Origin of the sequence: Agromyces bracchium, assembly GCF_009709675.1 — a bacterium.
In the GTDB taxonomy this organism is placed as follows: domain Bacteria; phylum Actinomycetota; class Actinomycetes; order Actinomycetales; family Microbacteriaceae; genus Agromyces; species Agromyces bracchium.
In genome coordinates this window covers 66,887-92,924 of sequence record NZ_WMLB01000016.1, presented here as the reverse complement: position 1 = coordinate 92,924, position 26,038 = coordinate 66,887, and the positions used below count along the sequence as shown (strand labels likewise).

31 protein-coding genes are annotated in these 26,038 nt (G+C 72.3%); 15 read left to right on the top strand and 16 right to left on the bottom strand.

The window, feature by feature from the left end; genetic code table 11:
• Window positions 1-102 precede the first annotated feature (102 nt).
• Window positions 103-657, bottom strand: coding sequence for a dihydrofolate reductase family protein (locus GJ743_RS05350; RefSeq protein ID WP_155050887.1), 555 nt, complete (start codon window positions 655-657; stop codon window positions 103-105).
• A 147-nt stretch (window positions 658-804) separates the two neighbouring features.
• Entirely contained in the window at window positions 805-1,791 is a 987-nt protein-coding gene (locus tag GJ743_RS20115) for a DMT family transporter (RefSeq protein ID WP_328288818.1), read from the bottom strand.
• Window positions 1,792-1,990: 199 nt separating this feature from the next.
• Between GJ743_RS20115 and GJ743_RS05340 the strand changes: the two genes are divergently transcribed.
• Complete coding sequence (locus GJ743_RS05340; protein ID WP_155050886.1) at window positions 1,991-2,491, top strand: hypothetical protein; 501 nt, start codon at window positions 1,991-1,993, stop codon at window positions 2,489-2,491.
• Window positions 2,492-2,502: 11 nt separating this feature from the next.
• On the opposite strand, the gene GJ743_RS05335 is transcribed toward GJ743_RS05340, so the two are convergent.
• The gene (locus tag GJ743_RS05335; protein ID WP_155050885.1) at window positions 2,503-3,624 is read right to left on the bottom strand and encodes a fatty acid desaturase family protein; all 1,122 of its coding nucleotides are present in this window, start codon (window positions 3,622-3,624) and stop codon (window positions 2,503-2,505) included.
• Window positions 3,625-3,841: 217 nt separating this feature from the next.
• Between GJ743_RS05335 and GJ743_RS05330 the strand changes: the two genes are divergently transcribed.
• Window positions 3,842-4,540: a DNA alkylation repair protein gene (locus GJ743_RS05330; protein ID WP_155050884.1), complete on the top strand. Its 699-nt coding sequence runs from the start codon at window positions 3,842-3,844 to the stop codon at window positions 4,538-4,540.
• A gap of 178 nt (window positions 4,541-4,718) precedes the next feature.
• Here GJ743_RS05330 and gap read toward each other — a convergent pair whose 3' ends face one another.
• The gene (gap, locus tag GJ743_RS05325) at window positions 4,719-5,717 is read right to left on the bottom strand and encodes a type I glyceraldehyde-3-phosphate dehydrogenase (RefSeq protein ID WP_155050883.1); all 999 of its coding nucleotides are present in this window, start codon (window positions 5,715-5,717) and stop codon (window positions 4,719-4,721) included.
• A 198-nt stretch (window positions 5,718-5,915) separates the two neighbouring features.
• Between gap and GJ743_RS05320 the strand changes: the two genes are divergently transcribed.
• Window positions 5,916-6,494: a VanZ family protein gene (locus tag GJ743_RS05320; RefSeq protein WP_155050882.1), complete on the top strand. Its 579-nt coding sequence runs from the start codon at window positions 5,916-5,918 to the stop codon at window positions 6,492-6,494.
• A gap of 137 nt (window positions 6,495-6,631) precedes the next feature.
• Here GJ743_RS05320 and GJ743_RS05315 read toward each other — a convergent pair whose 3' ends face one another.
• Window positions 6,632-7,579, bottom strand: coding sequence for a GlxA family transcriptional regulator (locus GJ743_RS05315; RefSeq protein ID WP_155050881.1), 948 nt, complete (start codon window positions 7,577-7,579; stop codon window positions 6,632-6,634).
• A gap of 125 nt (window positions 7,580-7,704) precedes the next feature.
• On the opposite strand from GJ743_RS05315, the gene GJ743_RS05310 reads away from it, so the two are divergent.
• On the top strand, window positions 7,705-8,070 hold the full coding sequence (locus GJ743_RS05310; protein ID WP_155050880.1) for a MobA protein: 366 nt from the start codon (window positions 7,705-7,707) through the stop codon (window positions 8,068-8,070).
• Here GJ743_RS05310 and GJ743_RS05305 read toward each other — a convergent pair.
• Window positions 8,039-8,698: a TetR/AcrR family transcriptional regulator gene (locus GJ743_RS05305; protein WP_155050879.1), complete on the bottom strand. Its 660-nt coding sequence runs from the start codon at window positions 8,696-8,698 to the stop codon at window positions 8,039-8,041. The two genes, GJ743_RS05310 and GJ743_RS05305, sit on opposite strands and share 32 nt — an antisense overlap.
• Window positions 8,699-8,792: 94 nt before the next feature.
• On the opposite strand from GJ743_RS05305, the gene GJ743_RS05300 reads away from it, so the two are divergent.
• Window positions 8,793-9,824: an SDR family oxidoreductase gene (locus GJ743_RS05300; protein ID WP_328288817.1), complete on the top strand. Its 1,032-nt coding sequence runs from the start codon at window positions 8,793-8,795 to the stop codon at window positions 9,822-9,824.
• Window positions 9,825-9,927: 103 nt separating this feature from the next.
• Here GJ743_RS05300 and GJ743_RS05295 read toward each other — a convergent pair whose 3' ends face one another.
• The gene (locus tag GJ743_RS05295) at window positions 9,928-10,671 is read right to left on the bottom strand and encodes a glucose 1-dehydrogenase (RefSeq protein ID WP_155050878.1); all 744 of its coding nucleotides are present in this window, start codon (window positions 10,669-10,671) and stop codon (window positions 9,928-9,930) included.
• Between the two features lie 345 nt (window positions 10,672-11,016).
• On the opposite strand from GJ743_RS05295, the gene GJ743_RS05290 reads away from it, so the two are divergent.
• Window positions 11,017-11,367, top strand: coding sequence for a hypothetical protein (locus GJ743_RS05290; protein WP_155050877.1), 351 nt, complete (start codon window positions 11,017-11,019; stop codon window positions 11,365-11,367).
• Window positions 11,368-11,456: 89 nt separating this feature from the next.
• Here GJ743_RS05290 and GJ743_RS05285 read toward each other — a convergent pair whose 3' ends face one another.
• The 5 genes from GJ743_RS05285 to GJ743_RS05265 all read right to left on the bottom strand — a co-directional run bounded on the left by GJ743_RS05285 (window position 11,457) and on the right by GJ743_RS05265 (window position 16,295).
• Window positions 11,457-12,251, bottom strand: coding sequence for a transglutaminase-like domain-containing protein (locus tag GJ743_RS05285; protein WP_328288816.1), 795 nt, complete (start codon window positions 12,249-12,251; stop codon window positions 11,457-11,459).
• Window positions 12,248-13,114 carry an NAD-dependent epimerase/dehydratase family protein gene (locus GJ743_RS05280; RefSeq protein ID WP_155050876.1) on the bottom strand — a complete coding sequence of 289 codons (867 nt, stop codon included), beginning with the start codon at window positions 13,112-13,114 and terminating at the stop codon, window positions 12,248-12,250. The genes GJ743_RS05285 and GJ743_RS05280 overlap by 4 nt, the downstream gene beginning before the upstream one ends.
• Window positions 13,115-13,172: 58 nt before the next feature.
• Window positions 13,173-14,549: an RNA polymerase sigma factor gene (locus GJ743_RS05275; protein ID WP_328288815.1), complete on the bottom strand. Its 1,377-nt coding sequence runs from the start codon at window positions 14,547-14,549 to the stop codon at window positions 13,173-13,175.
• A complete protein-coding gene (locus tag GJ743_RS05270; protein ID WP_155050875.1) occupies window positions 14,531-14,905 on the bottom strand; it encodes a YciI family protein in 375 nt (124 codons plus the stop codon). Before GJ743_RS05270 ends, GJ743_RS05275 begins: the two co-directional genes overlap by 19 nt.
• A 112-nt stretch (window positions 14,906-15,017) precedes the next feature.
• On the bottom strand, window positions 15,018-16,295 hold the full coding sequence (locus tag GJ743_RS05265; protein ID WP_155050874.1) for a serine hydrolase domain-containing protein: 1,278 nt from the start codon (window positions 16,293-16,295) through the stop codon (window positions 15,018-15,020).
• Window positions 16,296-16,463: 168 nt separating this feature from the next.
• On the opposite strand from GJ743_RS05265, the gene GJ743_RS05260 reads away from it, so the two are divergent.
• The gene (locus tag GJ743_RS05260) at window positions 16,464-16,958 is read left to right on the top strand and encodes a hypothetical protein (protein ID WP_155050873.1); all 495 of its coding nucleotides are present in this window, start codon (window positions 16,464-16,466) and stop codon (window positions 16,956-16,958) included.
• A gap of 25 nt (window positions 16,959-16,983) precedes the next feature.
• On the opposite strand, the gene GJ743_RS05255 is transcribed toward GJ743_RS05260, so the two are convergent.
• Window positions 16,984-17,502, bottom strand: coding sequence for a hypothetical protein (locus tag GJ743_RS05255; protein WP_155050872.1), 519 nt, complete (start codon window positions 17,500-17,502; stop codon window positions 16,984-16,986).
• Window positions 17,503-17,599: 97 nt separating this feature from the next.
• On the opposite strand from GJ743_RS05255, the gene GJ743_RS05250 reads away from it, so the two are divergent.
• A complete protein-coding gene (locus tag GJ743_RS05250; RefSeq protein ID WP_155050871.1) occupies window positions 17,600-18,418 on the top strand; it encodes a class I SAM-dependent methyltransferase in 819 nt (272 codons plus the stop codon).
• Window positions 18,419-18,452: 34 nt separating this feature from the next.
• Here the strand turns inward: GJ743_RS05250 and GJ743_RS05245 are convergent, their stop codons facing one another.
• Complete coding sequence (locus GJ743_RS05245; RefSeq protein WP_155050870.1) at window positions 18,453-18,941, bottom strand: nucleoside deaminase; 489 nt, start codon at window positions 18,939-18,941, stop codon at window positions 18,453-18,455.
• A gap of 101 nt (window positions 18,942-19,042) precedes the next feature.
• Between GJ743_RS05245 and GJ743_RS05240 the strand changes: the two genes are divergently transcribed.
• Both GJ743_RS05240 and GJ743_RS05235 read left to right on the top strand, forming a co-directional pair.
• Complete coding sequence (locus tag GJ743_RS05240; RefSeq protein ID WP_155050869.1) at window positions 19,043-19,591, top strand: hypothetical protein; 549 nt, start codon at window positions 19,043-19,045, stop codon at window positions 19,589-19,591.
• Between the two features lie 140 nt (window positions 19,592-19,731).
• The gene (locus GJ743_RS05235; protein ID WP_155050868.1) at window positions 19,732-20,400 is read left to right on the top strand and encodes a hypothetical protein; all 669 of its coding nucleotides are present in this window, start codon (window positions 19,732-19,734) and stop codon (window positions 20,398-20,400) included.
• A 2-nt stretch (window positions 20,401-20,402) separates the two neighbouring features.
• Here GJ743_RS05235 and GJ743_RS05230 read toward each other — a convergent pair whose 3' ends face one another.
• Window positions 20,403-21,368, bottom strand: a complete 966-nt coding sequence (locus GJ743_RS05230; protein ID WP_155050867.1) for a 5'-3' exonuclease — start codon at window positions 21,366-21,368, stop codon at window positions 20,403-20,405.
• A 271-nt stretch (window positions 21,369-21,639) separates the two neighbouring features.
• Between GJ743_RS05230 and msrB the strand changes: the two genes are divergently transcribed.
• The 5 genes from msrB (at window position 21,640) to GJ743_RS05205 (ending at window position 25,759) form a co-directional block, all read left to right on the top strand.
• Window positions 21,640-22,128, top strand: coding sequence for a peptide-methionine (R)-S-oxide reductase MsrB (gene msrB, locus GJ743_RS05225; RefSeq protein WP_328288814.1), 489 nt, complete (start codon window positions 21,640-21,642; stop codon window positions 22,126-22,128).
• Window positions 22,125-22,700, top strand: coding sequence for a peptide-methionine (S)-S-oxide reductase MsrA (gene msrA / locus GJ743_RS05220; RefSeq protein WP_155050866.1), 576 nt, complete (start codon window positions 22,125-22,127; stop codon window positions 22,698-22,700). The genes msrB and msrA overlap by 4 nt, the downstream gene beginning before the upstream one ends.
• A 169-nt stretch (window positions 22,701-22,869) precedes the next feature.
• Entirely contained in the window at window positions 22,870-23,922 is a 1,053-nt protein-coding gene (locus GJ743_RS05215) for an FUSC family protein (RefSeq protein WP_155050865.1), read from the top strand.
• Window positions 23,923-24,291: 369 nt separating this feature from the next.
• Entirely contained in the window at window positions 24,292-24,888 is a 597-nt protein-coding gene (locus tag GJ743_RS05210) for a hypothetical protein (RefSeq protein ID WP_155050864.1), read from the top strand.
• A gap of 97 nt (window positions 24,889-24,985) precedes the next feature.
• Entirely contained in the window at window positions 24,986-25,759 is a 774-nt protein-coding gene (locus GJ743_RS05205) for a hypothetical protein (protein ID WP_155050863.1), read from the top strand.
• 24 nt (window positions 25,760-25,783) lie between these two features.
• On the opposite strand, the gene GJ743_RS05200 is transcribed toward GJ743_RS05205, so the two are convergent.
• The gene (locus GJ743_RS05200; RefSeq protein ID WP_155050862.1) at window positions 25,784-26,002 is read right to left on the bottom strand and encodes a hypothetical protein; all 219 of its coding nucleotides are present in this window, start codon (window positions 26,000-26,002) and stop codon (window positions 25,784-25,786) included.
• Between the last annotated feature and the right edge of the window lie 36 nt (window positions 26,003-26,038).

Here is a 26,038-nt window from a genome sequence, read left to right as displayed (position 1 = left end):
CGCGGGCTGAGTGTTCCCGTCCCGTCCTGACGTCAGGGCGACACCGCCGAAGCCCACGACCACACGAAGACGAGGAGAAGGTACCCGATCACCGCCGACCGCTCAGCGCACGACGTCGAAGACGTTCTTGACGACGCCGTTCGAGTACGCCTCGTGCTCGACGAGCTTCAGCGTGCCCTGCTCGTTGCCGTCGAAGAGGCGCTTGCCCTCGCCGAGGGCGACCGGGAAGACCAGCAGGTGGTAGCGGTCGACGAGCCCGGCCGCGGCGAGGCCCTTCGCGAGCGTCGCGCTGCCGTGCACGATGATCGGGGCGCCGCCGCCCTCTTTCAGTGCGGCGACCTCGTCGAGCGAGCGCAGCACGGTCGTGTTGTTCCACTCAGGGTTCTCGAGCGTCGAGGAGACGACGTACTTCGGCATCGCGTTGTACTCGGCGAACTCCTCGGTCATGCTCGGCCAGACCGGGGCGAACTCGTCGTAGCTGGCCCGGCCGATGAGCATGGCGCCCGCCTCGAGCTGCTCGCGGCCCTTGATCTCGTAGGCCTCCTCGACGAACGGGACCTCCTTGAACGTCCAACCGGCGCGCGGGTGGTCGCCGCCGCCGGGCGAGTCGACGATGCCGTCGAGGGTGATGAACTCGGTCACGATGAGGGTGCGCATTGGTCGTCCTTTGCTCGGTTCGGGCGAGGCGGGAAGTTCCGCTCTCATTCTGGACGTCGAACGGGCGGGGGCGCGATCGACATCGGGTGCGGAACATTTCTGCGACGAGACGCCCGGTGCAGCTGACGCGATCTCGTGGCTGGGCGACTACGGGCGGCCGATCGGTGCTTCCGGCTCGGGCTCGGGCTCGGCCCCTCGCTCACGTCCGCCGTCTGCCGGCGCCAGCGATGCCTGCTCCGCGCAGGCCTCCTCGACGCCCTCGGCCGCGATCTGCTCCCGTCGCCTGCGCGTCACGAGGTATGAACCCGCGAGGACGAGCGCGAACCCGACGATCGTCCACACCGTCACCCTCTCGCCAAGCACCAGGGCGCCCGCGAGGATGGCGACGGCGGGGTTGACGTAGGTGATCGCGGTCGCCTTCACCGGCCCGATCTCGCCGATGAGCGCCACCATCAGCAGGAACGCGAGCGCGCTGCAGATCACGGCCAGCACGACGATCGACACGATGACGTTCGTCGAGGGCCATGCCGTGGGCCACGCGCCGGTGAACAGCACGAAGGGCACGTACACGACGGCGGTGGCGGCGAGCGACACGGCGACGACGCCGACGCCCGGCAGGTCGGGCATCCAGCGGGCGAGGATGGCCGGGCCGAGCGCGTAGCCGATCACCACCACCGCCATCTGGGCCACCGCGATGAGGTCGGAGCCCGCGACGTCGAGCCCGACGAGTGCCGCGACGCCCAGCATGCCGAGGCCGATGCCGAGCCAGTTGAGCCGCGTGAGCCGTTCGGGGCGGCCCATGATGAACGCGATGGCCACGCCCGCGAGCGGCACGGTGGCCAACAGGAGTCCTGCCGTCGAGCTCGGCAGGCGCTGCTCCGCCGCGCTCAGGAAGTACCACGGCAGGATGATCTCGACGACCGTGTACGCGAGCATCGGCTTCCACCGACGCACCACCTGCCAGACCTCGCGCCGGAAGAACGCGAGCGGCATCAGCAGGAGCGCGGCGAGCGCCGATCGCCCGAGGACGACCATCGCGGGCTCGAGCTCGCTCACCGCCACCTTGATGAACAGGTACGGGATGCCCCAGGCGACCCCGAGCGCAGCGAAGAGGAAGAGCCCACGGCGAGTCACCTGCCAAGTCTCGCGCGTGCCGCCGACACTCGCGACTGTCGCTCACGATGAGGGTGCGCATCGCGTGCTCCTGTCGGGTCGGCTCGGGCGGGCCCTCCGCCTTCATTCCGGACGTCGAATCGGCCGCGGGATCGATATGGGGCGGAGGGATCCCGGCGAAGCTGTGAGGGCGCACATCTCGCGGGCCTACGCTCCGGAGATGAGCACAGACGACGCATCGTCGCACCATCCCACTCCGCCTCCGGCCGGCGACGACCACGGGCCCGGCCGGTTCGAGCCGTTCGCGGTCGACCGCATCCTGATCGACCAGCTTCCGTCATCGCTCGGCACGGTCGAGGCACCCGAACGCTACAGCGTCATGGCCGTCTTCACACGCAGGCCGCTCCCACAGGAGCTCGCGCTGCTCGGCGATCCCGCCGTCGAGCGGCAGCTCGCCGATGCCGGGTACCCGCGCGTCACGCTCACCACCGCGGATCGTCGGCTCGTGATCGCGAACACCAACCTCCACGAGCTGAAGGTCGGACTCGCACGCACCATCGGACTCATCCTCGAGGACATCGGCAAGCGCGTCGCCGTCACGAGGTCGGCCCAGGCACGGGATGCCGCCGAGCTCGCCACACGCGCGGCCGAGCGGGCGAGCCACGTGCTGGACGAGGCGACGCAGATCGACTTCTCGCCGCGGGTCTCGCACTACACGTGATCGAGGCGGGCTCAGGCCTTCGGCGCACCGCCGAGCGGCGATGACGGCTCGGCCGTCAGGCAGGCTCGCTGCTGCACGAGCGGGCAATCGAACGGGTCGCGCTCTTCGCCGAGGCCCACGCGGTTGATGTGGGTCACGACGATCGCGTAGCTCTCCCAGAGGCCGGTCCGGGTGTAGGCGACGCCGCGCTCACCGCAGTACGCGGCGATGATCGCCGCCGCGGCGCGAAGGTGCGGCCTCGGCATCGACGGGAAGAGGTGATGCTCGATCTGGTAGTTCAGCCCGCCCATGACGGTGTCGAGCACTCGGTTGCCGCGAATGTCACGGCTCATCAGCACCTGGCGGCGGAGGAAATCGATCCTCGCGCCCTTCGGCACGATCGGCATTCCCTTGTGGTTCGGCGCGAACGACGCGCCCATGTAGAACCCGAACAGGCCGAGCTCGATGGCGAGGAAGACCGCGGCCTTGTCGGGTGAGAGCACGACGAAGACGAGCGCCAGGAAGCCGACGAGACGGATCGCCAGGAACGCGATCTCGATCGGGCGTCGTGCCACGCGCTCCCGCACGACCACCCGCCGCACGCTCGAGGCATGCAGCGAGATGCCCTCGGCGAGCAGGATCGGGAAGAAGAATGCGCCTTGGTGCGCCATGATCCAACGCACGAGCGCCGATCGGCTCCGCCGCGCGCGCTCCGGCGTGACGGCGATCACCGGCAGCTCGAGGTCCGGGTCGGCACCGACCCGGTTCGGGTTGGCGTGGTGCCGGGTGTGCTTGTGCTGCCACCAGCCGTAGCTCATGCCGATGATGAGGTCGCCGAGCACCAGGCTGATCCAGTCGTTCCAGCGACCCGACCGGAAGATCTGCCGGTGCGCCGCGTCGTGGCCGAGGAATGCGATCTGGGTGAACACCACCGCGAAGCCCGCGGCCGTGAACATCTGCCACCAGCTGTCGCCGATCCACACGAACAGGGCGATCCCACCGGCGAGGAGCAGGGGAAGGGCGACGAGCTTCGTCCAGTAGTAGCCGTAGCGCCGTCGCATGAGACCCGCGGCCCTGACCATGCGGGCCAGGTCGGTGAAGTCGCTGTTCGGCGGCGACGGTCGCGCTCGGGCGGCGATCGCATGGTCGGTCATGATGGCCTCCTCTCCCGCGCGCTCAGCGTCGCGGTTTCCGGAGGACCGAGAGGGCGGCAGGGGCGGTGTCGACTCGGCCCGTACCCTTCGTTCAGGCTACGTCGTCGAGCGCTCGTGCGACGAGTTTCGCGAGAATTACTCAGTTTCGCAGCGCCGAGCCCGGGACCGTCGCATTCCACCTCTCGCAGATGTCGCCGCGGGGACCTAGCGTGGGGCCATGGCCGCCACTCCCACCCCGACCGCCGCCGCGCTGCTGGTCGACCTCCGCGACGCGGCGCGCCCGGACGAGCACCCGCAGCAGCACTACCACGGCACGGCGAGCGTCCTCGGCGTGCGGATGGGCACGCTCTTCGACATCACGAAGCGGTATGCGGCGATGCCGATCGACGAGCTCGAGCTTCTCCTCGACGAGTCCGAGTACGAGCCGAGGCTCGCGGCGTTCTGCGTCATGGACTTCGCCGTGCGCGGGTCGCGCGACGACAGCGTCCGCCGCGACCGGTACGACCTGTACCTCCGCCGTCACGACCGCATCGACACCTGGGACATGGTCGATCGCGCGGCCCCGCGCGTCATCGGAGAGTACCTCGCGACCCGATCGCGAGCGCCGCTGTTCGAGCTGGCCGCGTCATCCGACCCGCTCCGTCGCCGCACGGCGATGACCGCGCCGCTCGGGTTCCTGCGACGGGGCGACGCGGATGCCAGAGCCGACCTGTTCCGCTTGGCCGGCCTGCTCCTCGAGGACCCCGACCCGGTCGTCTCGAAGCCCGTCGGCATCGCGCTGCGGCACGTCGGAGCGGTCGACCCCGACGGCCTCGTGGCCTTCCTCGATGCGAACGCCGAGCGGATGCCGCGACCGATCCTCCGCGCAGCGGGCGAGAAGCTGCCCCCGGAAGCCCCCTACTCGCGCTCGGCGTAGCTCGCGGACGCCGCAACGCGGGCGCACCCGCGATGCCGGAGACGCGAATCGCGTCGGCGGGGGCTCCACTCCCCCGCCGACGCGATGTCGGGGCCGGTCGACCCGGGTACCGCCCCCCGGGCCGACCGGAGTCGGTGCGACCGCGATCAACCCGGAGGGGCCGGCGGCCGGACGGCGCTCAGGCCGCGGCGAGCAGCCCGAGCGAGTCGATCACGCGGTTCGAGAAGCCCCACTCGTTGTCGTACCAGGCGACGACCTTGACGTGCTTCCCGTCGACGCGGGTGAGCGCGGCGTCGAAGATCGACGAGTGCGGGTTGCCGACGATGTCGCTCGAGACGAGCGGCTCCTCGGAGTACTCGAGCACGCCCTTCAGGGGACCGTCGGCGGCGGCACGGAACGCGGCGAGCACCTCGTCGAGCGTGACGTCCTTCGAGACGGTCGTGTTGAGCTCGACGATCGAGCCGACCGGCACGGGCACGCGCATGGCGTCGCCGTTCAGCTTGCCGTCGAGGTTCGGCAGCACGAGGCCGATCGCCTTCGCGGCGCCGGTCGAGCTCGGCACGATGTTCTCGGCGGCGGCGCGGGCGCGGCGCGCGTCGGAGTGCGGGGCATCCTGCAGGTTCTGGTCCTGCGTGTAGGCGTGCACCGTGGTCATGAAGCCGTGCTCGATGCCGGCGAGGTCGTCGAGGACCTTCGCGATCGGGGCGAGCGCGTTGGTGGTGCACGACGCGTTCGAGACGATCGTGTGCGACGCGGGGTCGTAGGCATCCGTGTTCACGCCGTAGGCGAGCGTGACATCCGCGCCCTTCGACGGAGCGCTCACGAGCACCTTCTTCGCGCCCGCCTCGAGGTGCGCCTTGGCGGCCTCGGCGTCGGTGAAGCGGCCGGTCGACTCGAGCACGATGTCGACGCCGAGCTCGCCCCAGGGCAGCTTCGCGGGGTCGCGCTCGGCGAGCACCTTCACGCGGCGACCGTCGATGACGAGGACGTCGCCGTCGACCTCGACGGGGCGACCGAAGCGGCCGCCGACCGTGTCGTACTTCAGCAGGCGAGCGAGCGCCGCGGGCTCCGTGAGGTCGTTCACGGCGACCAGTTCGAAGTCGGCGTCGCGCTCGATGAGTGCGCGCACGACGTTGCGGCCGATGCGGCCGAATCCGTTGACGGCGATGCGGGTCATGACGTCAGGGGTCCTTTCCTCTGTTGCGCGTTCCAGCATCATGGTGAGACGGATGCCTCGGTAGTGGCCGGAGCGACAGCATGCGAAAGGATCTCGCCAACCGTGCCCGCACCTCGCCCCCCGTTGCGAGCGTCGACTCGTCCCGAGCTCCCACCCCGCACACAGGAAGGACAAAGGTCGGGTCGCGACGATCGGGAGATGCGTCCCTCCCGTACCGCCGCCGTACTGCTCTTCGCGTACGCCGTCGTGATGCTCTGGGTGACGCTGGGCCCCGCACCGGGTGCGGTCTCCGGCAACCAGGCGCCCGGCGGCGTGCTCGACCCGAGCATCTGGTTCGACTCCGACACGTGGACGATCGGCTCGCAGACCGAGTTCGAGCTCAACGTGCTGCTCTTCGTGCCGTTCGGCGCGCTGCTCGCCTTCGCCGTCCGCGGCGCGCCGGCGATCGTGCCGGCCGTGATGAGCGCGGGGTTCGCGCTGCTCATCGAGGTCGCCCAGATCCCGATGGCCGACCGGATCTCCGACCCGCGCGACCTCGTCGCGAACTCGCTCGGCGCCGTGATCGGCATCCTCATCGCGCGCATCTCCGACGCGATCGCGAGCATCCCGGCGAGGCTCACGGCCCGCCGCCGCGCGGCGTTCGCGCGCGAGGCCACACGCACCTCGCCGATCCGGACGACGTCGACGGCCCCGATCCGCACGGCGACCGGCGGCATCCGCCTCACCGCCGACGACCGCGCGGGCACCCGCGCGCCCGCAGGGCGAAGCATCCGCTGACCGGCCCGCCCGCACCCCTCCGGCACGGGCACCGGGCACCGGTGCTCTTCTCAGGACACGCGCGTGACGTCGCGCGCTTCTCAGGAAGACACGCCGCCGATTCCCGCGACACGCCCACAACCTCCTGAGAAAGGGATTCAGGCGGCGAAGGTGTGTCGGTACTCGCTCGGCGACGTGCCGAGGATGCGGTGGAAGTGCAGCCGCAGGTTCGCGCCGGTGCCGAGGCCCACTCGATCGGCGACCTGCTCGACGCCGAGGTCGGTGCGCTCGAGCAGCTCGCGCGCCAGGTCGATGCGCGCGCGCAGGATCCACTGCATGGGCGTGTAGCCGGTGTCCTCGACGAAGCGCCGCGAGAAGGTACGCGGCGACACGTTCGCATTCCGCGCGAGGTCCGCGAGCGTCAGCGGATCCTGCACGTGCTCCATCGCCCACTGGCGGGTCGCCGCGAACACCTCGCCGAGCGGCTCGGGCAGCGCGCGCGGCACGTACTGCGCCTGGCCGCCGCTGCGGTAGGGCGCCGCGACGAGCCGCCGTGCGGCGTGGTTCGATACTGCGACCCCGTGGTCGCGCCGCACGAGGTGCAGGCAGAGGTCGATGCCGGATGCCGCGCCCGCCGACGTCAGCACCTGGCCCTCGTCGACGAACAGCACGTTCTCGTCGACCCTGACGAGCGGATGCCGCGCCTGCAACGCACGCGTGTAGTGCCAGTGCGTCGTGGCCCGGCGCCCGTCGAGCAGCCCGGTCGCGGCGAGCGCGAACGCTCCCGTCGAGATCGCGGCGAGCCGCGCTCCGCGCGCGTGCGCCGCCCGCAGCGCATCGACGACCGCGGCGGGCGGGTCCTCGCGGTCGGGGTGCCGATAGCCCGGGATGAAGATCGTCTCCGCCCACTCGAACGCCTCGAGCCCGTCGGCCACGTGGTACGAGAGCCCGTCGCCGCCGGCGACCGGCCCGGGCTGCGCGCCGCACACGCGCACCTCGTACGGCATGCTCGCGCGGGTCGTGAACGTCTGCGCCGGGATCCCGACGTCGAGCGGCTTGGCGCCCTCGAGCACGAGCACGGCGACCCGGTGGTTCCTGCGTGCCATCCGCTGCCCCTCTCTCGACCGGCCGCGCGCGCGGCCGGCGCGCATTGGCAAGGATGCCACTGATCGCAAGGATCTCGCACCTCCGCGCCGTCGCGGCCCCACCGTGCCGCGCGTAGCGTGGGCGCATGTCCACCCCGGCCGACCCCGAGGCATCCGTCCCCGACTTCGCCTCGCTCTTCTCACGCGGCCTCGTGCAGTGGGGCCTGCGCGGCGACCCGCACCTGTGGGACGCGATGCGCGACGCGCTCGCCGGCGAGCCGTTCCCGGAAGGGTTCTGGGACGTGCGCAGCACCGTCCAGCGCGAGTTCGCCCGGCTGACCGGTCAGGCGCTCACCGACACCGACGAGCCGCTGCGCGTCGCCGCATTCGTGACCGGCAGCGGCATCAGCGACGGCCGCGTGCTGCCGTCGTTCTGGGTGCGGACCGCGATCCCGATCCTCATCGACCGCTGGGCCGCGGTCAGGTGGGGCGGGGCCACCACGACGGCATGAGCGTCGCGAGCCGAGCGGCGGATGCCTCGGCATCGGTCTCGTCGCCGAGCGCCCACGTCTCAAGCGCGCCCACGAGGCCGCCCGCGATGAACGCCGCAGCCTCGGCGATCGCGACCTCGTCGCGCGGGGCGCCGGGCACGCCCTGCGCCCGCCACACCTCGAGGGCCAGGCGCGCGCGGTGCCGCATGCGCGCGTCGAGCGCCGAGCGGAACACGCCCCGGCTCGTCGAGCCGAACAGCGCGCGGTACCCGGCTCGATCGTCGGCGACGTGCTCGAGCACGGCGATGAGCGAGGCGACGTAGCGCTCCGCGACGTGCTCGGGGCTCTCCGCCTCGGGCTCGACCGCGACGGCCGTCAGCCGGTCGAGGTCCTGCGTGAACACGTCGAGCGCGAAGTCGTGCACGCTCGACGCGTGCGCGTAGAAGGTCGTGCGATGCACGGCCGCCTCGCGGCAGAGCGCGGCGACCGAGATCGCATCGAGCGGTTCGCGTTCGAGCAGGCGGAGCAGCGCGGCGCTGAGCGCGACACGCGTGCGGCGGTGGCGGGGGTCGTCGGCGGGCGACGCGACCGCAGACGTCGGAGTCGAAGGCGACGCGACCGGCGAGGTCGTGGCATCCGCTTCGCTCATGCCGTCACCCTAGCGATCGCGGTGCGTGCGATGCCCCGGCCGCACCCGCCCGACGCCCGGCCGGCCGGGGTAGGGTCCGAGTCGGGAGGCGATCGTGGACGACGAACTGGTCCTGGTCACCGGCGGCACGGGCTTCGTCGGGATCAGCTGCATCATCCGGCTGCTCGGCGACGGAGTGCGCGTGCGCACCACGGTGCGCGACCTCGCGCGTGCCGACGAGGTGCGCGACCTCGTCCGGAGCTCGGGAGCCGACCCGAGCGGGGTCGAGGTCGTCGCCGCCGACTTGCTGCACGACGCCGGGTGGACCGAGGCGGTCGCGGGTGCCACGCACGTGCTGCACGTGGCGTCGCCGTTCCCCACGCGGCAGCCGAAGGACGAGGACGAGCTCATCGTGCCCGCGCGCGACGGCGCCCTGCGGGTGCTCCGCGCCGCACACGACGCGGGCGTGCGCCGCGTCGTGCAGACCTCGTCGTTCGCGGCGATCGGCTACGGCCGCCCGAACCCGGGCCGGCGGTACACCGAGGAGGACTGGACGGACCCCGACGGCCCCGGCGTGACGCCGTACGCCAAGTCGAAGACGCTCGCCGAGCGCGCGGCGTGGGACTTCATCGCCCGCGAGGGCGGGAGTCTGGAGCTCGCGACGATCAATCCCGTCGGCATCTTCGGGCCCGCGCTGGGCGCCGACCTGTCGTCGTCGCTCGAGCTGCTCCGGCAGCTGCTGAACGGCGCCTTCCCCGTCGTGCCGAACGGTTCGGTCGGCGCGGTCGACGTCCGCGACGTCGCCGACCTGCACGTGCGCGCGATGCGCCATCCGGATGCCGCGGGCGAGCGGTTCCTCGCCGTGTCGGGCGACGCGATCACCTACCTCGAGCTGGCGCGGCTGCTCCGCGCCGGCCTCGGCGAGCGCGCGAGGCACGTGCCGACGCGGGTGATCCCGGACTGGGTCGTGCGGGCCGGCGCGCCGTTCAGCCGCGACCTCCGGCTCATGTCGCAGGAGCTCGGTCGCCGTGGGGACGCGTCGCACGAGAAGGCGACGCTGCTCCTCGGCTGGGTGCCGCGCGACCGCGACGAGTCGGTGCTCGCCTCGGCGCGGAGCCTCGTCGACCTGGGGCTCGTCCGCGACTGATCGCGGAGGCGGGTCGTCGCGCGATCGGCCTCGTTGGCGGCGGGCGGATGCCGCGGCGCGCGGCCGCGGCATCCGCCCACCGGTTCGCATCTCGGGAGCCGATTCAGCTCTCGTAGTGCGCGAGGCCCGCGGTCTCGCCGCCGTCGGCGACGAACTCGGCGCCGGTCGAGAAGCTCGACTCGTCGCTCGCGAGGAACAGGATGAGGTTCGACAGCTCGATCGGCTCGCCGACGCGGTGCAGCGCGACGTGGTTCTGCGGGGTGTCGAGCGCCTCGGTCATGGGCGTGCGGATGACGCCCGGGTGCACCGAGTTCACGCGGATGTTGTACCGCCCGAGATCGAGGGCCGCGTTCTTGGTGAGGCCGCGGACGCCGAACTTCGCGGCGTTGTAGCCGGGCAGCGCCTCGTAGCCCTGGAGGCCGGCGGTCGAGGAGATGTTGATGATGGAGCCCGCACCGGACTCCTTCAGTGCGGGGATCGCGGCCTTGATGCCGTAGAAGACGCCCGTGAGGTTGATCTTCAGGATCGTGTCCCACGCCTCGAGCGTGTAGTCCTCGATCGGGCCGAAGTTCGCGATACCCGCGTTGTTCACGACGACGTCGAGGCGACCGAACGCCTCGGTGGCGACCTGGACGGCGGCCTCCCACTGGGCGTAGTCGGTCACGTCGAGGTGGACGTACCTGGCGTTCGCCTCGCCGAGCTCGGCGGCGAGCGCGGCGCCCTCGTCGTCGAGCAGGTCGCCGATGACGACCTTGGCGCCCTCCTCGACGAGGAGGCGGGCGTGCGAGGCGCCCATGCCCCGTGCTCCACCGCTGATGAGTGCGACCTTGCCGCTGACGCGTGCCATTGCTGACGCTCCTTGTCTCGCCGCGGGCGTCGGCCCTGCGGCGTTCGTTGCCGTTCGGGCCCGGGGTCGGATGGCTCCGGGTTCAGTTCTAATCTACACCTGTCGATTACTCGTGGCTGAGCGTCCCCTGAACCGGAGACGGGGCTCGGATCGTGACGCCGCCGAGACCGTCGTGACCGGATCGAGACCGACGTAACCTGATCGAGACCCCGACGACCCCCGAATCGGCGTCATGCGCGCGAACCCCGCGGGAGGATGTCTGGAGCATCACCGCGAGCTGGGACGACGACGTGCCGGATCTCTCGGCTCGCGGCATCGTCACGCGAACATCCGGGGGAAGAGCACATGTCGGCAGCCGAGTCGCACGAGCCGCGCGAGGAGCGCCTGCGCGTCGGCGACGCCTCGGCGTCATCCGGCCGCGGACTCGGTTCGGTCGCGCTCGTGATCGGCATCGCTACGGTGATCCTCGCGTTCGCGACGCCCTATCGCGAGTCGCTCGGCTCCGCGCTGCTCGCGGCGCTCGCGGTCTTCACCTCGACGCTCGGGCTCGTGGCGCGCAGCCGCGCCCGGCGTGCGGGCGAGCGCCCGTCCACCGCGGCGATCGCGGCGATCTGGCTCGGGATCGGCGCGCTCGCGATCGTCGGTATCTCGGTGCTGCCGGCGCTGCTCATGCCGACCGCGACCGGCCTCCGCTGACCCGGCGGCGCCGAGACCGCGGTCGCCGGAACGCACGGGCCGCGTCGGTTGGGCGTCGGGCGGGTGTCGGGCCGGCGTCGGGCGGGCAGTCAGCCGAGCCGCACGAGCCGGCGCACGTCGTCGTCGGCCAGCTCGTCGGCCACGGCCGTGACCTCCACCGAGTCGAGCCGGACCACCCCGCCGTACGCCGAGAGGAACGCGGTGTCGGCCGCATCGCGTCCGGTCGAGATGCGCACCATCGTGTCGCGCGGCGCGAGCGTCGTCGCATCGACGACGTGCCACGCGCCGTCGACCCAGGCCTCGGCGACGGCGTGGAAGTCCATCGGGTCGAGCCCCGGCGCGTACACCGCGACGAGCCGTGCCGGCACGTCGAGCGCGCGGAGCAGCGCGACCACGAGGTGGGCGTAGTCGCGGCACACGCCCTGGCGGGCGAGCAGCGTCTGCACCGCGCCATCCGTCGGACTGCTCGAGCCGGGCACGTACGTCAGCCGGGTGCCGACCCACGACGAGACGGCCGCCAGTCGATCGGCGCCCTCGATGCCGACGAACTCGGCGGCCGCGGTCGCCGCGAGCCGGTCCGACTCGGCGTAGCGGCTCGGCCGCAGGTACGTGAGCAGGTCGACCGGGTCGACGGATGCCTCGGCCGCGCGCCCCGGGACCTCGGCCGCGTACGAGCACTCGAGCGATCCGGACGGCGCGTCGACGACGTGCAGGCGGTTGCCCGCGGCATCCGTCAGCTCGGTCGCCTCGATCGGGCGACCGTCGGCACGGAACTCGAGGCGCTCGGTCGCGTCGGCACCGCCCGCGACGGCCACCTGGAACGCCAGCCGGGCGGGGGCGTCGATCTGGAGCCGGATCTCGCAGCCGACCGAGCGCGCCGTCACGAGCGCCCCTCGCGCCAGCCGTGCTCGGGTTCGAAGCCGAGCTCGTCGCGCGCCCGCTCGATCGAGAAGAGCGACTCGGTGCCCGAGAACTCGCGCTTCAGCGAGACGCCGGGGAAGAACTCCTCGACGAGGTCGCGCGTCGGCCGGTGCATCACCGTGTCGGCGTTCGCGATCACGTAGGCGCGGGCGCCCTGCACGTCGGCCTCGAGGGAGCGGCGCACGGACTGCGCGGCATCCCGCACGTCGATGTAGCCGAACGCGTTGAACAGCCGCGAGCGCGGGTCGTCCTCGAAGGCCGGGAACTCGTCGTAGCGGTCGGGGTCGATCACGTTCGAGAAGCGCAGGGCGACGAACGGGATGCCCGTCCAGTCGGAGACGTGCTCGGCCATGGTCTCGCCGAGCACCTTCGACAGCGAGTACGTCGAGTTCGGCTTCGGGTAGTGGCCCTCGTCGAGCGGCAGGTAGTCGGGCAGCCCGTCGGGGCCGAAGTCGAGCCCGAGGGTCGTCTCGCTCGACGCCCACACGACCTTCTCGAGGCCCACCTTCGCGGCCGCGAGGAACACGTTCGAGTTGATCGCATTGTTCACGTTCAGTGTGCGGGCGGGCGTGAAGATCGTCGGCGCCGGGATCGCCGCGAGGTGCGCGACCGCGTCCACGTCCTGCAGCACCTCGACCGCGTCGCCGAAATCGGTGAGGTCGGCCTGCGTGTACACGAGGTCGGGCCGCGACCAGCGCGGCGGGAGCTTCGGCGACGGCGGCGTGACGTCGGTCGCGAGCACCTCGTAGCCGTGGTCGAGCAGGTCGAGCACGACGGCCCTCCCCGCAAGCCCTGACGCGCCCGTGACGCAGATCCGCTTCGGCATGGATGCCCCTCCTCGTGGTCGTCGTCCCCGACCATCCTGCCGCGGGACACACGAGGCGTCACCCGGGTTGCGTCTCCTCGCCGATGTCGTCGCTCGCGTCATCCCGCTCGTCCTCGCGCGCCGCGTCGCCCGCGACGTCGACCCGCACGGCGCGCGCGACGAGGTACTCGCGCACCGCCTCGTCGGCCGCGAGCCCGGCGGCCCGGCGGAACGCGTCGGCGGCCTCGCGCCGACGCCCGAGACCGGCGAGCAGGTCCGCCCGGGCCGCCCACCACGGCTGGAAGCCGGAGGCGTCGGCCGGCAGCGCCGCGAGCCCGGCGGCGGGCCCCTCGAGGCGACCGACGACGACCGCACGCGCCACCTCCGCGCCGAGGCTCGGCGACGTGGCGAGCAGCGCGTCGTACAGCGTGCGCAGCGCCGCCCAGTCGGTCGCGCCGGTGCGCCGCCGCGCGCAGTGCACGGACTGGATGGCCGCCTCCAGTTCGAACCGTCCGGGGGTCGCGAGCCGTCCTCGCTCGCGGGCCGACCGTCGCAGGTACGCGTCGCCCTCGTCGATCGAGGCGGCGTCCCACGTCGACGGGTCCTGCTCGTCGAGCGGCACGAACCCCGCGGTATCCGGCCCGCGACGCGCGAGCGTGAGCGTCGTGAGCGCAGCGAGCGCCCACGGCTCGGGCTCGTGCTCGAGGAGTCCCGCGAGCACCACCGCGAGGTACTGCGCCTCGCCGGCGAGATCGGCGGCGCCGCCGCGCCAGTCGAGCGCCGCGCACCCGTAGATCGCCTCGAGCACGGGCGGCAGCCGCTCGGGCATCGAGTGCCGATCGGGCACGGCGAACGGGATGCGCGCGTCGCGGATTCGGCGCTTCGCGCGCACGAGCCGCTGCGCCATCGTCGTGGGCGGCACCGCGAACGCGCGGGCGACGTCGGCCGCCTCGAAGCCCAGCACGGCCTGGAGCATGAGCGGCGTGCGCACCGACGCGTCAATCGCCGGATGCGCGCACGTGAAGAGCAGCTCGAGCCGGCGGTCCGGGATGCGATCGGGGTCGACATCGGCGAGCGGGTCGTGGGCGAGGGCGGATGCCTCGGGGCGGGCCGCCCCCGACGACGAGCCCGCGGCAGGCGAACCGGGCTCGTCGTCCGACGGAAGCGGCGCGGCGCGACGGCGGGCGGCGGACTTCCACCCGTCGCGTTCGCGGTTCCTGGCCACGGTGAGCAACCATCCGTCGGGGTTGGCGGGGACGCCGGTCTCCGGCCACGAGCGCAGCGCGCGTTCGAAGGCGTCGGCGAGCGCGTCCTCGGCGAGCGCGAGGTCGCCGGTGGATGCCGCGAGCAGCGCGACGAGCCGACCGTACGACTCCCGCGCCGCGCGCGCCGCCGCGGTCCGTGCCGCAGCGGCGCGCGCGTCCCGGTCCGGGGCGGTCAGCCGTTCGGCGTCCACGCGCCCGCGACGGTGTACACGGCGCCCGGTCGCACCTCGATCGCGCCCCACGCGAGCGGCGGTGCCTGGCGCGCCCACTCGATCGCGGCGTCGAGGTCGGCCACGTCGAGCACGAGCGTGCCGCCGAGTTGGTCCTTCGTGTCGGCGAACGGGCCGTCCTGCACCTGCAGTGCGCCGTCCTCCAGGCGCAGCGTCGTCGTGTTCGTCGACGGCTGCAGCACCTCTGCGGAGACGAGCACGCCCGCGGCCTCGAGGGTCTCGGTGTAGCTCGCGAAGGCGCGCTGCGCCTCCTCGATGATCGCGGGGTCGAGTTCGTCGGCCACCTCGGGGTAGTGCATCAGCAGGGTGTAGCGCATGGCGGTCTCCCTCCGGCCATCAGCGGTCACTGTACCGGGCCGATCCGGCCCGTCGACATGATGACGATCGAGCCGGCCGCCGATCGACACCCCGCCGCGAGGTGCTCGGTCCTCAGCCGCGCGGCTGCGCCGCCGGACTCTCCGGCACGAGGTCGGCGGTGAGCCGGCGCACCAGGTCTTCGCCCCAGTTGACGAGCGCGCCGTCCCACTCCTCGAACGAGTCCTCGGTGTAGGTGACCGCGACGGCGATCGTGACCGACCGCCCGTCCTCGGTGCGTTCCGCGGGCAGCGTCGCGACCGCCGAGGCGTACCCGCCGAAGAGCGGCGTCTGCATGACCCAGTCGAGGCTGAGGAAGGTGCCGAGCCCGTACGAGAACTCCGGGACGAGGGTCATGCAGGCGCGGCATCCGTCGAGGGGCTCGCCGAACCCGACGAGGTCGGGGGCGATGAGCGCGTCGTACGAGTCGGCGTCGAGCAGCTCGCCCCGACCGACGATCGCGTCGAAGCTCGCGGCGATGTCGCCGATCGAGCTCGTCTGCACGGCGCCCTCCGGCAGGGTCCACGACGGGTTCCAGTACGTCGAGTCCTCCCAGACGCCGCGCTCGGCGGTGAAGGCGTGCACGACGGGCGCCGGGATCGACGGCTCCTCCGACGCGACGGTTCGCTCCAGCCCGAGCGGGTCGAGGATCTCGCGTGCGATGAGCTCCGCCAGGGGCTCGCCCGACGCGGCCTCGAGCACCTCGCCGAGCACCACGTAGTCGGCGTGCGAGTAGTCCCAGTTCTCGCCGGCGGGGAACAGCCGCGGCTCGGAGAGGCTCACCTCGATGAGGTCCTCGTTCGTCCACTCGCGGAACGGGTCGGCGGCGAGCGCATCCTCGAACGCAGGGTCGCCCACGTAGTCGTGATAGCCCGCGGTCATGTTCGCGAGCATGCGCGGCGTCACCGTGTCGGCGTCGCGCAGGTCGGGGAGCCACCGTGCGATCGGTTCGTCCAGGTCGAGCACGCCCTGCTCGGCGAGCCGCAGCATCACGACGCTCACGTAGGTGATCGCGACGGCGCCGTTGCGGAACCGTCCGTCGATCGCCACCGGTTCGCCGCCGACCGCCTCGCCGAGCGCGACCTGCGCGACCACGTCGTCGTCGATCCGGATCTCGCCGAGGAGCGACCCGAGCGCGTGGGCCTCGACCTGCGCCGCGGCGGCCTCGTCGAGCAGCGCCTGCACCTCGGGGTCGATCGTGGAGGGCGCGCCGCCTCCGGCCCCGCCGCCCGGTTCCTCGGCCGGCGTCGGACTCGGCTGCGCGGACGGCTCGCCCCCGACGGTGCAGCCGACGAGCAGGGCGACGACGGATGCCGCGGCGATCGCGGCCGCGAATCGGACGGGTCTACCCATGGCCCGGTCTCCGTTCCCCCTCGGCGACGCAGGGCCGACCCTGCCCGTCCATCCTCACCGTCGGCGCGCGGGGCGCGCCATCCCGCGAACGGGCCACACGGCGGGTCGGGGGGCTGGCGGGTCGACTGCGGCGGATGCCGCGGCATCCGTCGCCCGTACGATCGACGCATGAGCGATCCCGCGCACGATCCCGACGACCGCGAGCGCCGCGACGGCCCGGTCGGCGGACCGGGCGAGGGCCCGACCGACGGCCGGGCCGACGGGCCCACCGGGCAGCCGCCCGCGCCGTGGTTCGGCGACCAGTACGACGTCGGCGGGCTCGGCATGGGACGGCTGTTCGCGTGGAGCGCGGTCCTGCTCGGTGCCGGCGCGCTCGGCATCGCGCTGTTCGCGCCGCTCGAGGGCGAGGCGCTGCGCACGGTGTGGATCGCCGGGTTCGGGGCGGCCGCGATGTGGGTCGCCTGGATGGCGCCGTCGCGCTACCGCCGCGCCGGCGTGCGCGTCTCGTGGGCGGTGCCGCTCGCGACCGTGCTCGGCGCGCTCGCGATCGGCGTCGCGATCTACGCGTTCATCGTGATCGTCGCGGCGAGCGGAGGGGTGCAGCTGCCCGCGCCGTCGTACTGGCTCGGCACGACCGAGCCGGCGCCCGGCGTTCCCACCTGAGCCGCGGCATCCGCTCTGCCCTTGATCAGGGCGTCGCGAGCGGCGCGTTGTAGTCGTCGATGACGTCCTGCCCGCGGGTCACGACCCCGAAGAGCTCCCACTGCGGCTCGCCGATCGTGCCGCCGACGATGCAGTTGCTCGCGCCGGAATCGACGAGGTCGGGCGTGCGGTTGCCGTCGTCGACCTCGATGTAGACGAACCAGAAGCCGTCGTCGCGGAGCAGCACGGTCGCGTCGGCGAACGGCGCGTACTCGACGAGCGCGAAGTCGCCCGGGTAGTACGCGTAGGTCTGCGCGCGGCACAGCGCGTAGGCGTCGATGGGTTCGAGCGGCCGGTCGGCGTCGGCCGCGATCGGCTCGTCGGATGCCGGGGGCATCTCGCTCGCCGTCGGCGTCGGCGACGCGGTGGTCGCCGCGGGCGGCTCGCTCGTGGCGGGCGCGACCGGGCCGCCGGGCGCGCAGCCCGCGAGGGCGGCGATGGCTGCGGCCGCGAGGATCGGTCCGGCGCTTCCGAGGCGCCTGCGTCGGCGGTGGTTCGGGTCCATCCGGCGAGCGTAACCCCGGGCCCGCGCCGGCGGCACAGGGCTCGCCCTGAGCCGATCACCGTTGCCTCGCGGCCGCGACGGGCGTAGAAACAGGTACATGGCAGGTGCCGATGTCTGGCAGAGCGGCGAGCCGTACGAACGGTACGTCGGCCGATGGAGTCGGCTCGTCGCCGCGAAGTTCGTCGACGTGCTCGATGCGGAACGAGACATCCGCTGGCTCGACGTCGGCTGCGGCACGGGCGCCCTCACGAGCGCCGTCGTCGAACGGTGGGCGCCGGCCTCGATCATCGGGGTCGACCCCTCGGAGGGGTTCCTGTCGTTGGCGCGTGCGCGACCGGAGTTCGCGGGGCATGACGAGGCGAGTTTCGTCGTCGGCGACGCGGGGCATCTCCCGGTGCCGGACGACTCAGTCGATGCGGTGGTCTCCGGACTCGTGCTGAACTTCGTGCCGGATCCCGCTGCCGCCGTCGCGGAGTTCGCGCGCGTCGCCGCACCGGGCGCGCTGATGGCCGCCTACGTCTGGGACTACGCCGAGGGCATGCAGATGCTCCGCACGTTCTGGGACGTCGCCGCCGACGTCGACGCGGACGCCGCGGAATTCGACGAGGCACGCCGGTTCCCGCTCTGCCGGCCCGAACCGCTGCGCCACCTCTGGTCGGACGCGCCCGGCATGGACGTCGATTCCGTCCGCGTGAAGTCGATCGAGATCGGCATGGTCTTCGCCGACTTCGACGACCTGTGGGAGCCGTTCCTCGGCGGGCAGGGCCCGGCACCGACCTACCTGCAGTCGACGACGGATGCCTCGCGCGACGCGGTTCGCGACGGGATGCGCGAGGCGACGGCGTGGGGATGCCGGCCCGACGGCTCGATCATGCTGCGGGCGCGGGCCTGGGTGGTCGTGGGTCGGCTCGGCTGAGCGGCCGGCACGGCTGAGTGCGTCGGCCGAACGATCAGACCCAGAAGCCGTCGTGGACTGCGGCGGCCTCGGGCAGGTCGGCGGGCCCGTCGACCGTCACGGGGCGCCCGCCGCGTGCGAACACCTCGCGTGACGGCAGGCTGAGCGTCGGCACGCCCTCCTGCTCGGCGACGATCTCGCGCAGCCCGGCCTCGGACAGCGCGAACACGACGCGCGGGATGCCGCTCCAGTAGATCGCACCCGAGCACATGGCGCACGGCTCGGTGCTCGTGTAGAGCGTCGCGTTCGCGAGCTCGTCCGCATCGAGGACCTCGGCCGCCGCACGCACCACGTTCGTCTCCGCGTGGCCGGTCGGATCGCGCCGCGTCACCACGGTGTTCATGCCCTCGACGACGCGCCCGTCGGCCGCGACGACGATCGACCCGAACGGATGGTCGCCGCGCTCGCGCGCCGCCCGTGCGAGTTCGACGCACCGCCGAAGCCGTGCCAGGTCGCCGTCGCCGATACCGTTCGCTTCGCTCATCCCGCTCCTCCTCCGTCGACGGATGCCGCCGCCTTCCATTCTGCGCACCGACCTGTGGATGACGTCCGATCCGCTCGCGCTGATCCCCTACCTTGGACCGCATGCCCCGAGCCCTCCCCCGCCTCGCCGCGCTCGCCCTCACCGGCGCGGTGCTGGTCCTCGCCGCGTGCGCCGCGCCGCCGCCCCCGGTGACGCCCACCCCGACGACGGATGCCGCGGACACCCCGCTCTTCGCGACCGACGAGGAGGCGCTCGCGGCGGCGGTCGAGGCGTACGAGGAGTACCTCGCCGTCAGCGACAGCATTACCGCTGACGTCGGCGTCGATTCAGCCCGAATCCGTGAGGTTACGACCCCCGAATTTGCAGATTTCAGCGAGGATGACTTTGCGGCGTTTCGCGACGCCGGTCTGCGTACCGAGGGAAGTTCGACGATCGACTCGGCGAAGCTTGCGGAATTCTCCTCGAACCGCGTCACCTTCTATGGATGCCAAGACGTTTCCGCGGTGAAGCTCCTCAACAGTGCCGACGAGGACGTAACCCCCTCAGATCGAGAACCACGCATCGCGCTCGTAATCACTGCGGTCGCAGCGGACGGCGATGCACTCCTAGTCGACGGGAATGAAGTGTGGTCTGGCGACAACTTCTGTTGAGCACCACACTCGCGATTTCCGCCTTGCCTATGGCTCCAGGGACCTCCGCGTGCACTGTTTCGATGCAGTTGGCCCAACTTTGCCAGGTAAGCGGATCGTCCACCTCGGACACCGTCGAGCTTCGTGGGGACTATTCATCGGTGGCAGAAGCCGGCAAGACCACCGACGACTCCGTCGCCGACGGCTACACCCCCGACGCCGAGACCATCGGCACCGCCGAACCGGCCCGCCCCGCCGAACCCGTGAGCGACGTGTGCAATACCGGCAACCCCTTGGCGTGCGCCTTCGAGGGTGCCGAGCCCGAACCGCCCGCACCTGGCGAGCCGACCGTGACCCTCCGCGACATCGCGTCGTTCCAGCCGACCGTGCCGTCGGGCGAGATGCAGCCCGCGGGCTGGGCCGTGGTCGGCCTTCCGGCGAACTTCATCGGCGAGGCATCCGTCGAGACCCGGTCGGGCACGCTGCTCGGTCGCCCCGCCGAGGTGCGCTTCCACCCCGTCGCCTACCGGTGGGCGCACTCCGACGGAGCGTTCGTCCAGGCCGCGGATCCCGGCGCCACGTGGAGCGAACTCGGCCTCGCCGAGTTCTCCGCGACCCCGACGAGCCACACCTACGCGGCATCCGGCCGCTACACCGTCGACCCGACCGTCGTCTACGTCGCCGAGTACCGATTCGACGGGTCCGTCTGGCGCTGGATCGACGGAACGCTGAGCCTGCCCGCACCGCGGCTGAGCGTGCTCGTCGGCGAGTTCGACACGGTGCTCGTCACGGGCGACTGCACGGCCGTCCCCGACGGCCCCGGCTGCTGACGCTACGCCGCCGGCGCGCGATCGAGCGAGGCGAGCAGCCGCGTGACCGACCCGCCGAGGTTCCACTCCTCCGCGAGGTCCTCGAGGGTCTCGCGACGCGCGCCCGTGACGGGCGCGAGCCGTGCGCCGAGCTCCTCCACCGACGGCAGGTCGAGGTCGCGCACCACGTTCACGACCGTCGGGGCGACGGCGAGGTAGTCGTGCGCGCCCGTGAGCTTCGCCCGCATCGAAGCCGACATCGTCGCGGGCGCCGCGGCCGCGGCATCCGGATCGCCCGACGCCACCGCGAGCATCGCATCGAGCGAGCCGAAGTCGCCGAGCAGGCCCGCCGCGGTCTTCTCGCCCACCCCGGCGACGCCGGGCAACCCATCGGACGAGTCGCCGCGGAGCGTCGCGAAGTCCGCGTACTGCGACGCCTCGATGCCGTACTTCGCGACGACCCATTCGTTCGTCACGAGCTCGAGCCGGTTCATGCCGCGCGCCGTGTAGATCACGCGCACGCCGCGGTCGTCGTCGACGAGCTGGAACAGGTCGCGGTCGCCCGAGACGACGTCGACCGGCATCGTCGCGTGCGTCGCGAGCGTGCCGATGACGTCGTCGGCCTCGTGCGCCGCGACGCCGACGATCGGGATGCCGAGCAGGCCCAGCGTCTCGCGGATCATCGGCAGCTGCGCCTCGAGCGGGTCGGGCACCTCCTCGATATCGGGCCCGGCCGGCACGACGAGCTCGACGCGGTGCGCCTTGTAGCTCGGAATGAGCTCGACCCGCCAGTGCGGGCGCCAGTCGTCGTCCCAGCAGGCGACGAGGTGCGTCGGCTCGAACTCGGCCACCAGCCGCGCGATCATGTCGAGCAGCCCGCGCACCGCGTTCACGGATGTCCCGTCGGCGCGCTTCAGCGAGTCGGGCACGCCGTAGAACGCCCGGAAGTACAGCGACGCGGTGTCGAGGAGCATGAGTCGATCGGCCATGCGCCGATCCTCCCACCACCGGGCGACGGGCGTGGGTCTCGATACGCCGCTGCGCGGCTACTCGACCACCGGAGCGGGCGCCGCTGCGCGGCTACTCGACCACCGGGAGGGACACTCGCGACGCTCACAGCAAACCCACAGCGGGCGGGCGCATCCTGCGGAACATCGGCCGCCCCTCAGCGGTTCTTCCTCATGGACGCAGACGTAACCGGCCCAGCCGGTGTCACTGGTCCGGGGCGGCCCAGCCGGAGCCGCCGGAGAAGGAGCAACCGTGTCACACGACTACCGCAGGACTCCCGAGGCGCTCGACCGCCTCACCCCCTTGCAGCGCAAGGTCACCCAGGACGACGCGACCGAGCCGGCGTTCCGCAACGAGTACTGGAACAACCACGAGCCGGGCCTCTACGTCGACGTCGTCTCGGGGCAGCCGCTCTTCGCGAGCGTGCACAAGTACGACAGCCGTTCGGGCTGGCCGAGCTTCACCCGGCCGATCGACCAGGCGGCCGTCACCGAGCACGTCGACCGCTCGTTCTTCATGAAGCGCGTCGAGGTCCGCTCGGCGGGCGCCGACAGCCACCTCGGTCACGTCTTCGACGACGGGCCGACGGATGCCGGAGGCCTCCGCTACTGCATCAACTCCGCCGCACTTCGCTTCGTCCACCTCGACGACCTCGAGGCCGAGGGCTACGGCGACTACCGCCACCTGTTCGCCACCACGGATGCCGCGGCATCCGTCACCACCACCGAGGAGACCGCATGACCACCCCAGGCGCCATCACCACCGTTCCCGGAGCCGAGACCGCGGTCCTCGCGGGCGGCTGTTTCTGGGGCATGGAGGACCTCGTCCGGAAGCTCCCGGGCGTGATCGACACCCGCGTCGGCTACAGCGGCGGCGACGTCGAGCACGCGACCTACCGCAATCACGGCTCGCATGCCGAGGCGCTCGAGGTCGTCTTCGACCCGTCGAAGCTGACCTACCGCGACCTGCTCGAGTTCTTCTTCCAGGTGCACGACCCGACGACGAAGAACCGCCAGGGCAACGACGTCGGCACGAGCTACCGCTCGGCGATCTTCCCGACCAGCGACGCCCAGTACGACACCGCGGTCGACACCATCGCCGACGTGGATGCCTCGGGCATCTGGCCCGGCCCGGTCGTCACCGAGGTCGCGCCCGCGGGCGCGTTCTGGGAGGCCGAGCCCGAGCACCAGGACTACCTGCAGCGCATCCCGTGGGGCTACACCTGCCACTTCGTCCGGCCCGGATGGCGCCTGCCGAAGCGCGACACGGCCGCCGCCGAGTCGACCGGCACCGAGTCGGCCGCCGCGAGCTGAACGACGGATCCGGGGCCCGCGACCGATGGGTCGCGGGCCTTCGCGCTGCCTGGTCTCGATACGCGCCGCTCCGCGGTGCTACTCGACCACCGAGGTGCCGGTCTCGATACGCTCCGCTCCGCGGTGCTACTCGACCACCGAGGTGCACGGTCTCGATAGCGTGGGCCTCATGCGCTTCTCCGAGCGGTTCCGCGCCACCAGGCGGGCGCCGATCCTGCAGGTGCTGAAGTCGGCGGTGGCGACCGTCGCCGCGTGGCTCCTCGCGGGGTGGCTGATCCCGGGCCCGCTGCCGGTGTTCGCCGCGATCGCGGCGCTCCTCGTCGTCCAGCCGAGCGTGAACCAGTCGCTCGGCAAGGCCCTGGAGCGCAGTGTCGGCGTGATCGCCGGGGTCGTGATCGCGTCGGCGCTCGGGCTGATCTTCGGTCCGACCAGCTGGGTCATCCTCGTCGCGATCCTGGTGGCGCTCGTCGCCGCGTGGGCGGCGCGGATGACGGCGCCGACCGCGAACCAGGTGGCGATCAGCGCGATGCTGGTGCTCGCACTCGGCGGCACGTCGCCCGAGTACGCGCTCGACCGCGTGCTCGAGACGCTGATCGGCGCCGCGATCGGCATCGTGGTGAACGCGGTCATCGTGCCGCCGGTGCTGTCGGGCCCGGCGCGCGAGCAGTTGGCTCGCCTGGGCAGCGAGCTCGCGGCATCCGTCGACCGCCTCGCGAGCGCCCTGCTCGCCCCGCAGCGCCCCGCCGATCTCACGGAGCTCATGCTCGAGGTGCGGCTGATGCGACCCATGCGGGACGCCGCGGGCGCGGCCATCGCGGACGCCGAGGAGTCGCTCACGCTGAATCCCCGCCGTTCCGCCCATCGCGGCGACATCGCGGAGCAGCGACGGCTGCTCGCCCGGCTGAGCCCGATCGTGACGCAGGTCGGGGGGATGACGCGGGCCTTCGTCGACCACTACGACGAGGGTCTTGCCACCGAACCGACCGTCCGTGCGATCGCCGAGCAGCTGCACCGCGTCGCACACGACATCCGCCTCGCGGTCCACCTCGCCGAAGTCGACCCCGAGCCGTTGACCTCGGTCATCCCGGCGCTGACCGCGCCGCTCCAGATCGCCGCCCCCAAGTCCGAGCACTGGATCCTGATGGGCTCGCTCCTCGAGGACCTCCGCCGCATCCGCGAGGAACTCCTCGAGGACGAGGTCGACACCGGCCCGCCCTCCTGATTCCGCACGCCCGCGCTCCCGCGCACCCCTCCTCCGGAGCCGGCGCGCCCGCGCATTCACCCTCCCGAGCCCCAACGGCCGCGCACCCCCCTCCAGAGCCCACCACGCCCGCGCACACCCTCACTAACCCGCACGCCCGCGGACCCACCCACCTGAACCAGCACGCCCGCGGACCCACCACGTGAACCCGCACGTCCGTGAACCCGCACTTCCGTGCACCCGAACGCCCGCGCACCCGTCCTCCACCGCGGTACCTCGCCGCACACCGACGGACGGCCTTGCTCGCAGGCCATGGGGAAAGGTGAACCGCGAATACCTTTCCACCATGTCGGCAACCGAAACCATCAACAGCCCCGTTCGGCGACGAGTATGAGCCGCTTCACGAGCGTCAAGGTCGACGCCGAGACCCACCGGCTGATCGGCGACCTCGCGCACGTGCTCGGCCGCTCTCGCGGGGTGGTGGTGCGGGACGCCGTGAACGCGTTCGCCGTGTGGCGCGAGGCGCTCCTCGACGAAGGGGCGGTGGACCGGGAGCAACGGCTCGCTCTCGCGAATGCGCGCCACCACGCGCTGCTGGCGTCGGGCGAACTCGAGATCTCGGCGGCGGAACAGGCCGATCGATCCCGGATCGGCGTGAGCCGCATGTCGGAGTCGACCTTCCGGCGGCTCACAGTGGCCGAGCGGCTCGAGCTGCGCCGCACCGAACTGGAGGCCGCGTTCGGCGAGCTCGGTGCGCGGAACCCGAGGCTCGTCGACCCTCGCGAGCTCGGGCGGGATCCGACATCGACGGTCCTCACGGTCGAACTCGACGACCCGGATCGGTTCGCGCTCGGCGCGCTGCTCATCGCGGCACTCGAGCACCTCGACGCGCTCGTCGACATCGTGGCGACGAACGCCCGCAGCTCGTGGTTCGCACGCCTCCCGTCGTCCGCCGGAGACCGACCGGGGACCCACCCGCCAGGCTGACACCCGCGCCCGCGCCCGCGCGATGGCGAAACCCCGGCCGCCTGTCAAGGACTGGGGCCCTCTCCGCGTCCCGCCTACGCTCGCGTGATGCGCCGCAGTGGCGCAGGGAGGGACGACGATCACGAACCCGCGAACCACGAGCGCCACCGCCGACCGCGAGACCGGCGAGCAGCGTGCGAGCGCCACCGGCACCAGCGAACGACCGAGCCCCGGTCCGACGCCCCGTCAGCAGGTCGGCGACGCACTCCGACGAACACCGGCCCGGATCCACGTCGGCATCACCGCCGCCGTCGCGGCCACCGTCGCGGCAGTGCTCACCCAGCCGTGGATGACGCCCACCGACCTCCTGCGCGACAGTCAGGCCGTCGCAGCGGCGCACGGAGACTCCAGTCCGGCATACGGCATCGTCTCGAACCTCGGCATCGTCGTCCTCGTGATGGCGGCCGGCACGGTCGTCGCCGCGATGGCGCACGCGCGACCGAGCACCGGGTTCCGCCGCCCGCTCGCATGGGGCCTCGCGCTCAGCCTCGTGTTCGCGCTCGACGATCTCCTCCTGTTGCACGAGACCGCGGCGTTCGGTCCGGGCTCGGGCACGGTGCTCGCGGCGGCCTACGCCGTCGGATTCGTCGCGTTCGCCGTTCGCTTCCGCGTCACGATCATCGATCGCCTCGACCCGGCGCTCCTGATCGTCGCCTTCGCGAGCCTCGGCGCATCAGCCGGCATCGACGTGCTCGTCGAACCGGCGACCCGACTCTCCGTGATCGCGGAAGACGGCGCCAAGCTCCTCGGCGTGCTCGCGTGGTCGGCATTCGTCGTCCGAGCCGCGTTCGCGTCGCTTCGCGCCGACCGAACCGATCGCACGTCGGTGTAGCTCGCGGTGCGCAGGACCCGCTCCTCAGGAGAGCAGGTCGCGGACCGCCTCGCCCCACTCGAAGCCGCAGTCGCGGCAGTCGAAGATCGGCGCCTCGCCCGCGAGGCCGGCGGCCGCGGCATCCGCCTCGACCTCGAGGTCGAGCGGGCCGTACACGATGACCCGCACCGCGGCGGAGCCGCAGCGCAGGCAGGGCTCGTCGAGCACGTCGGGCTCGAGCGTCGGAAGCGGCTGGTTCGTCATGGCCATCACGGTACGAGCGACCGCCGACATCCGTCG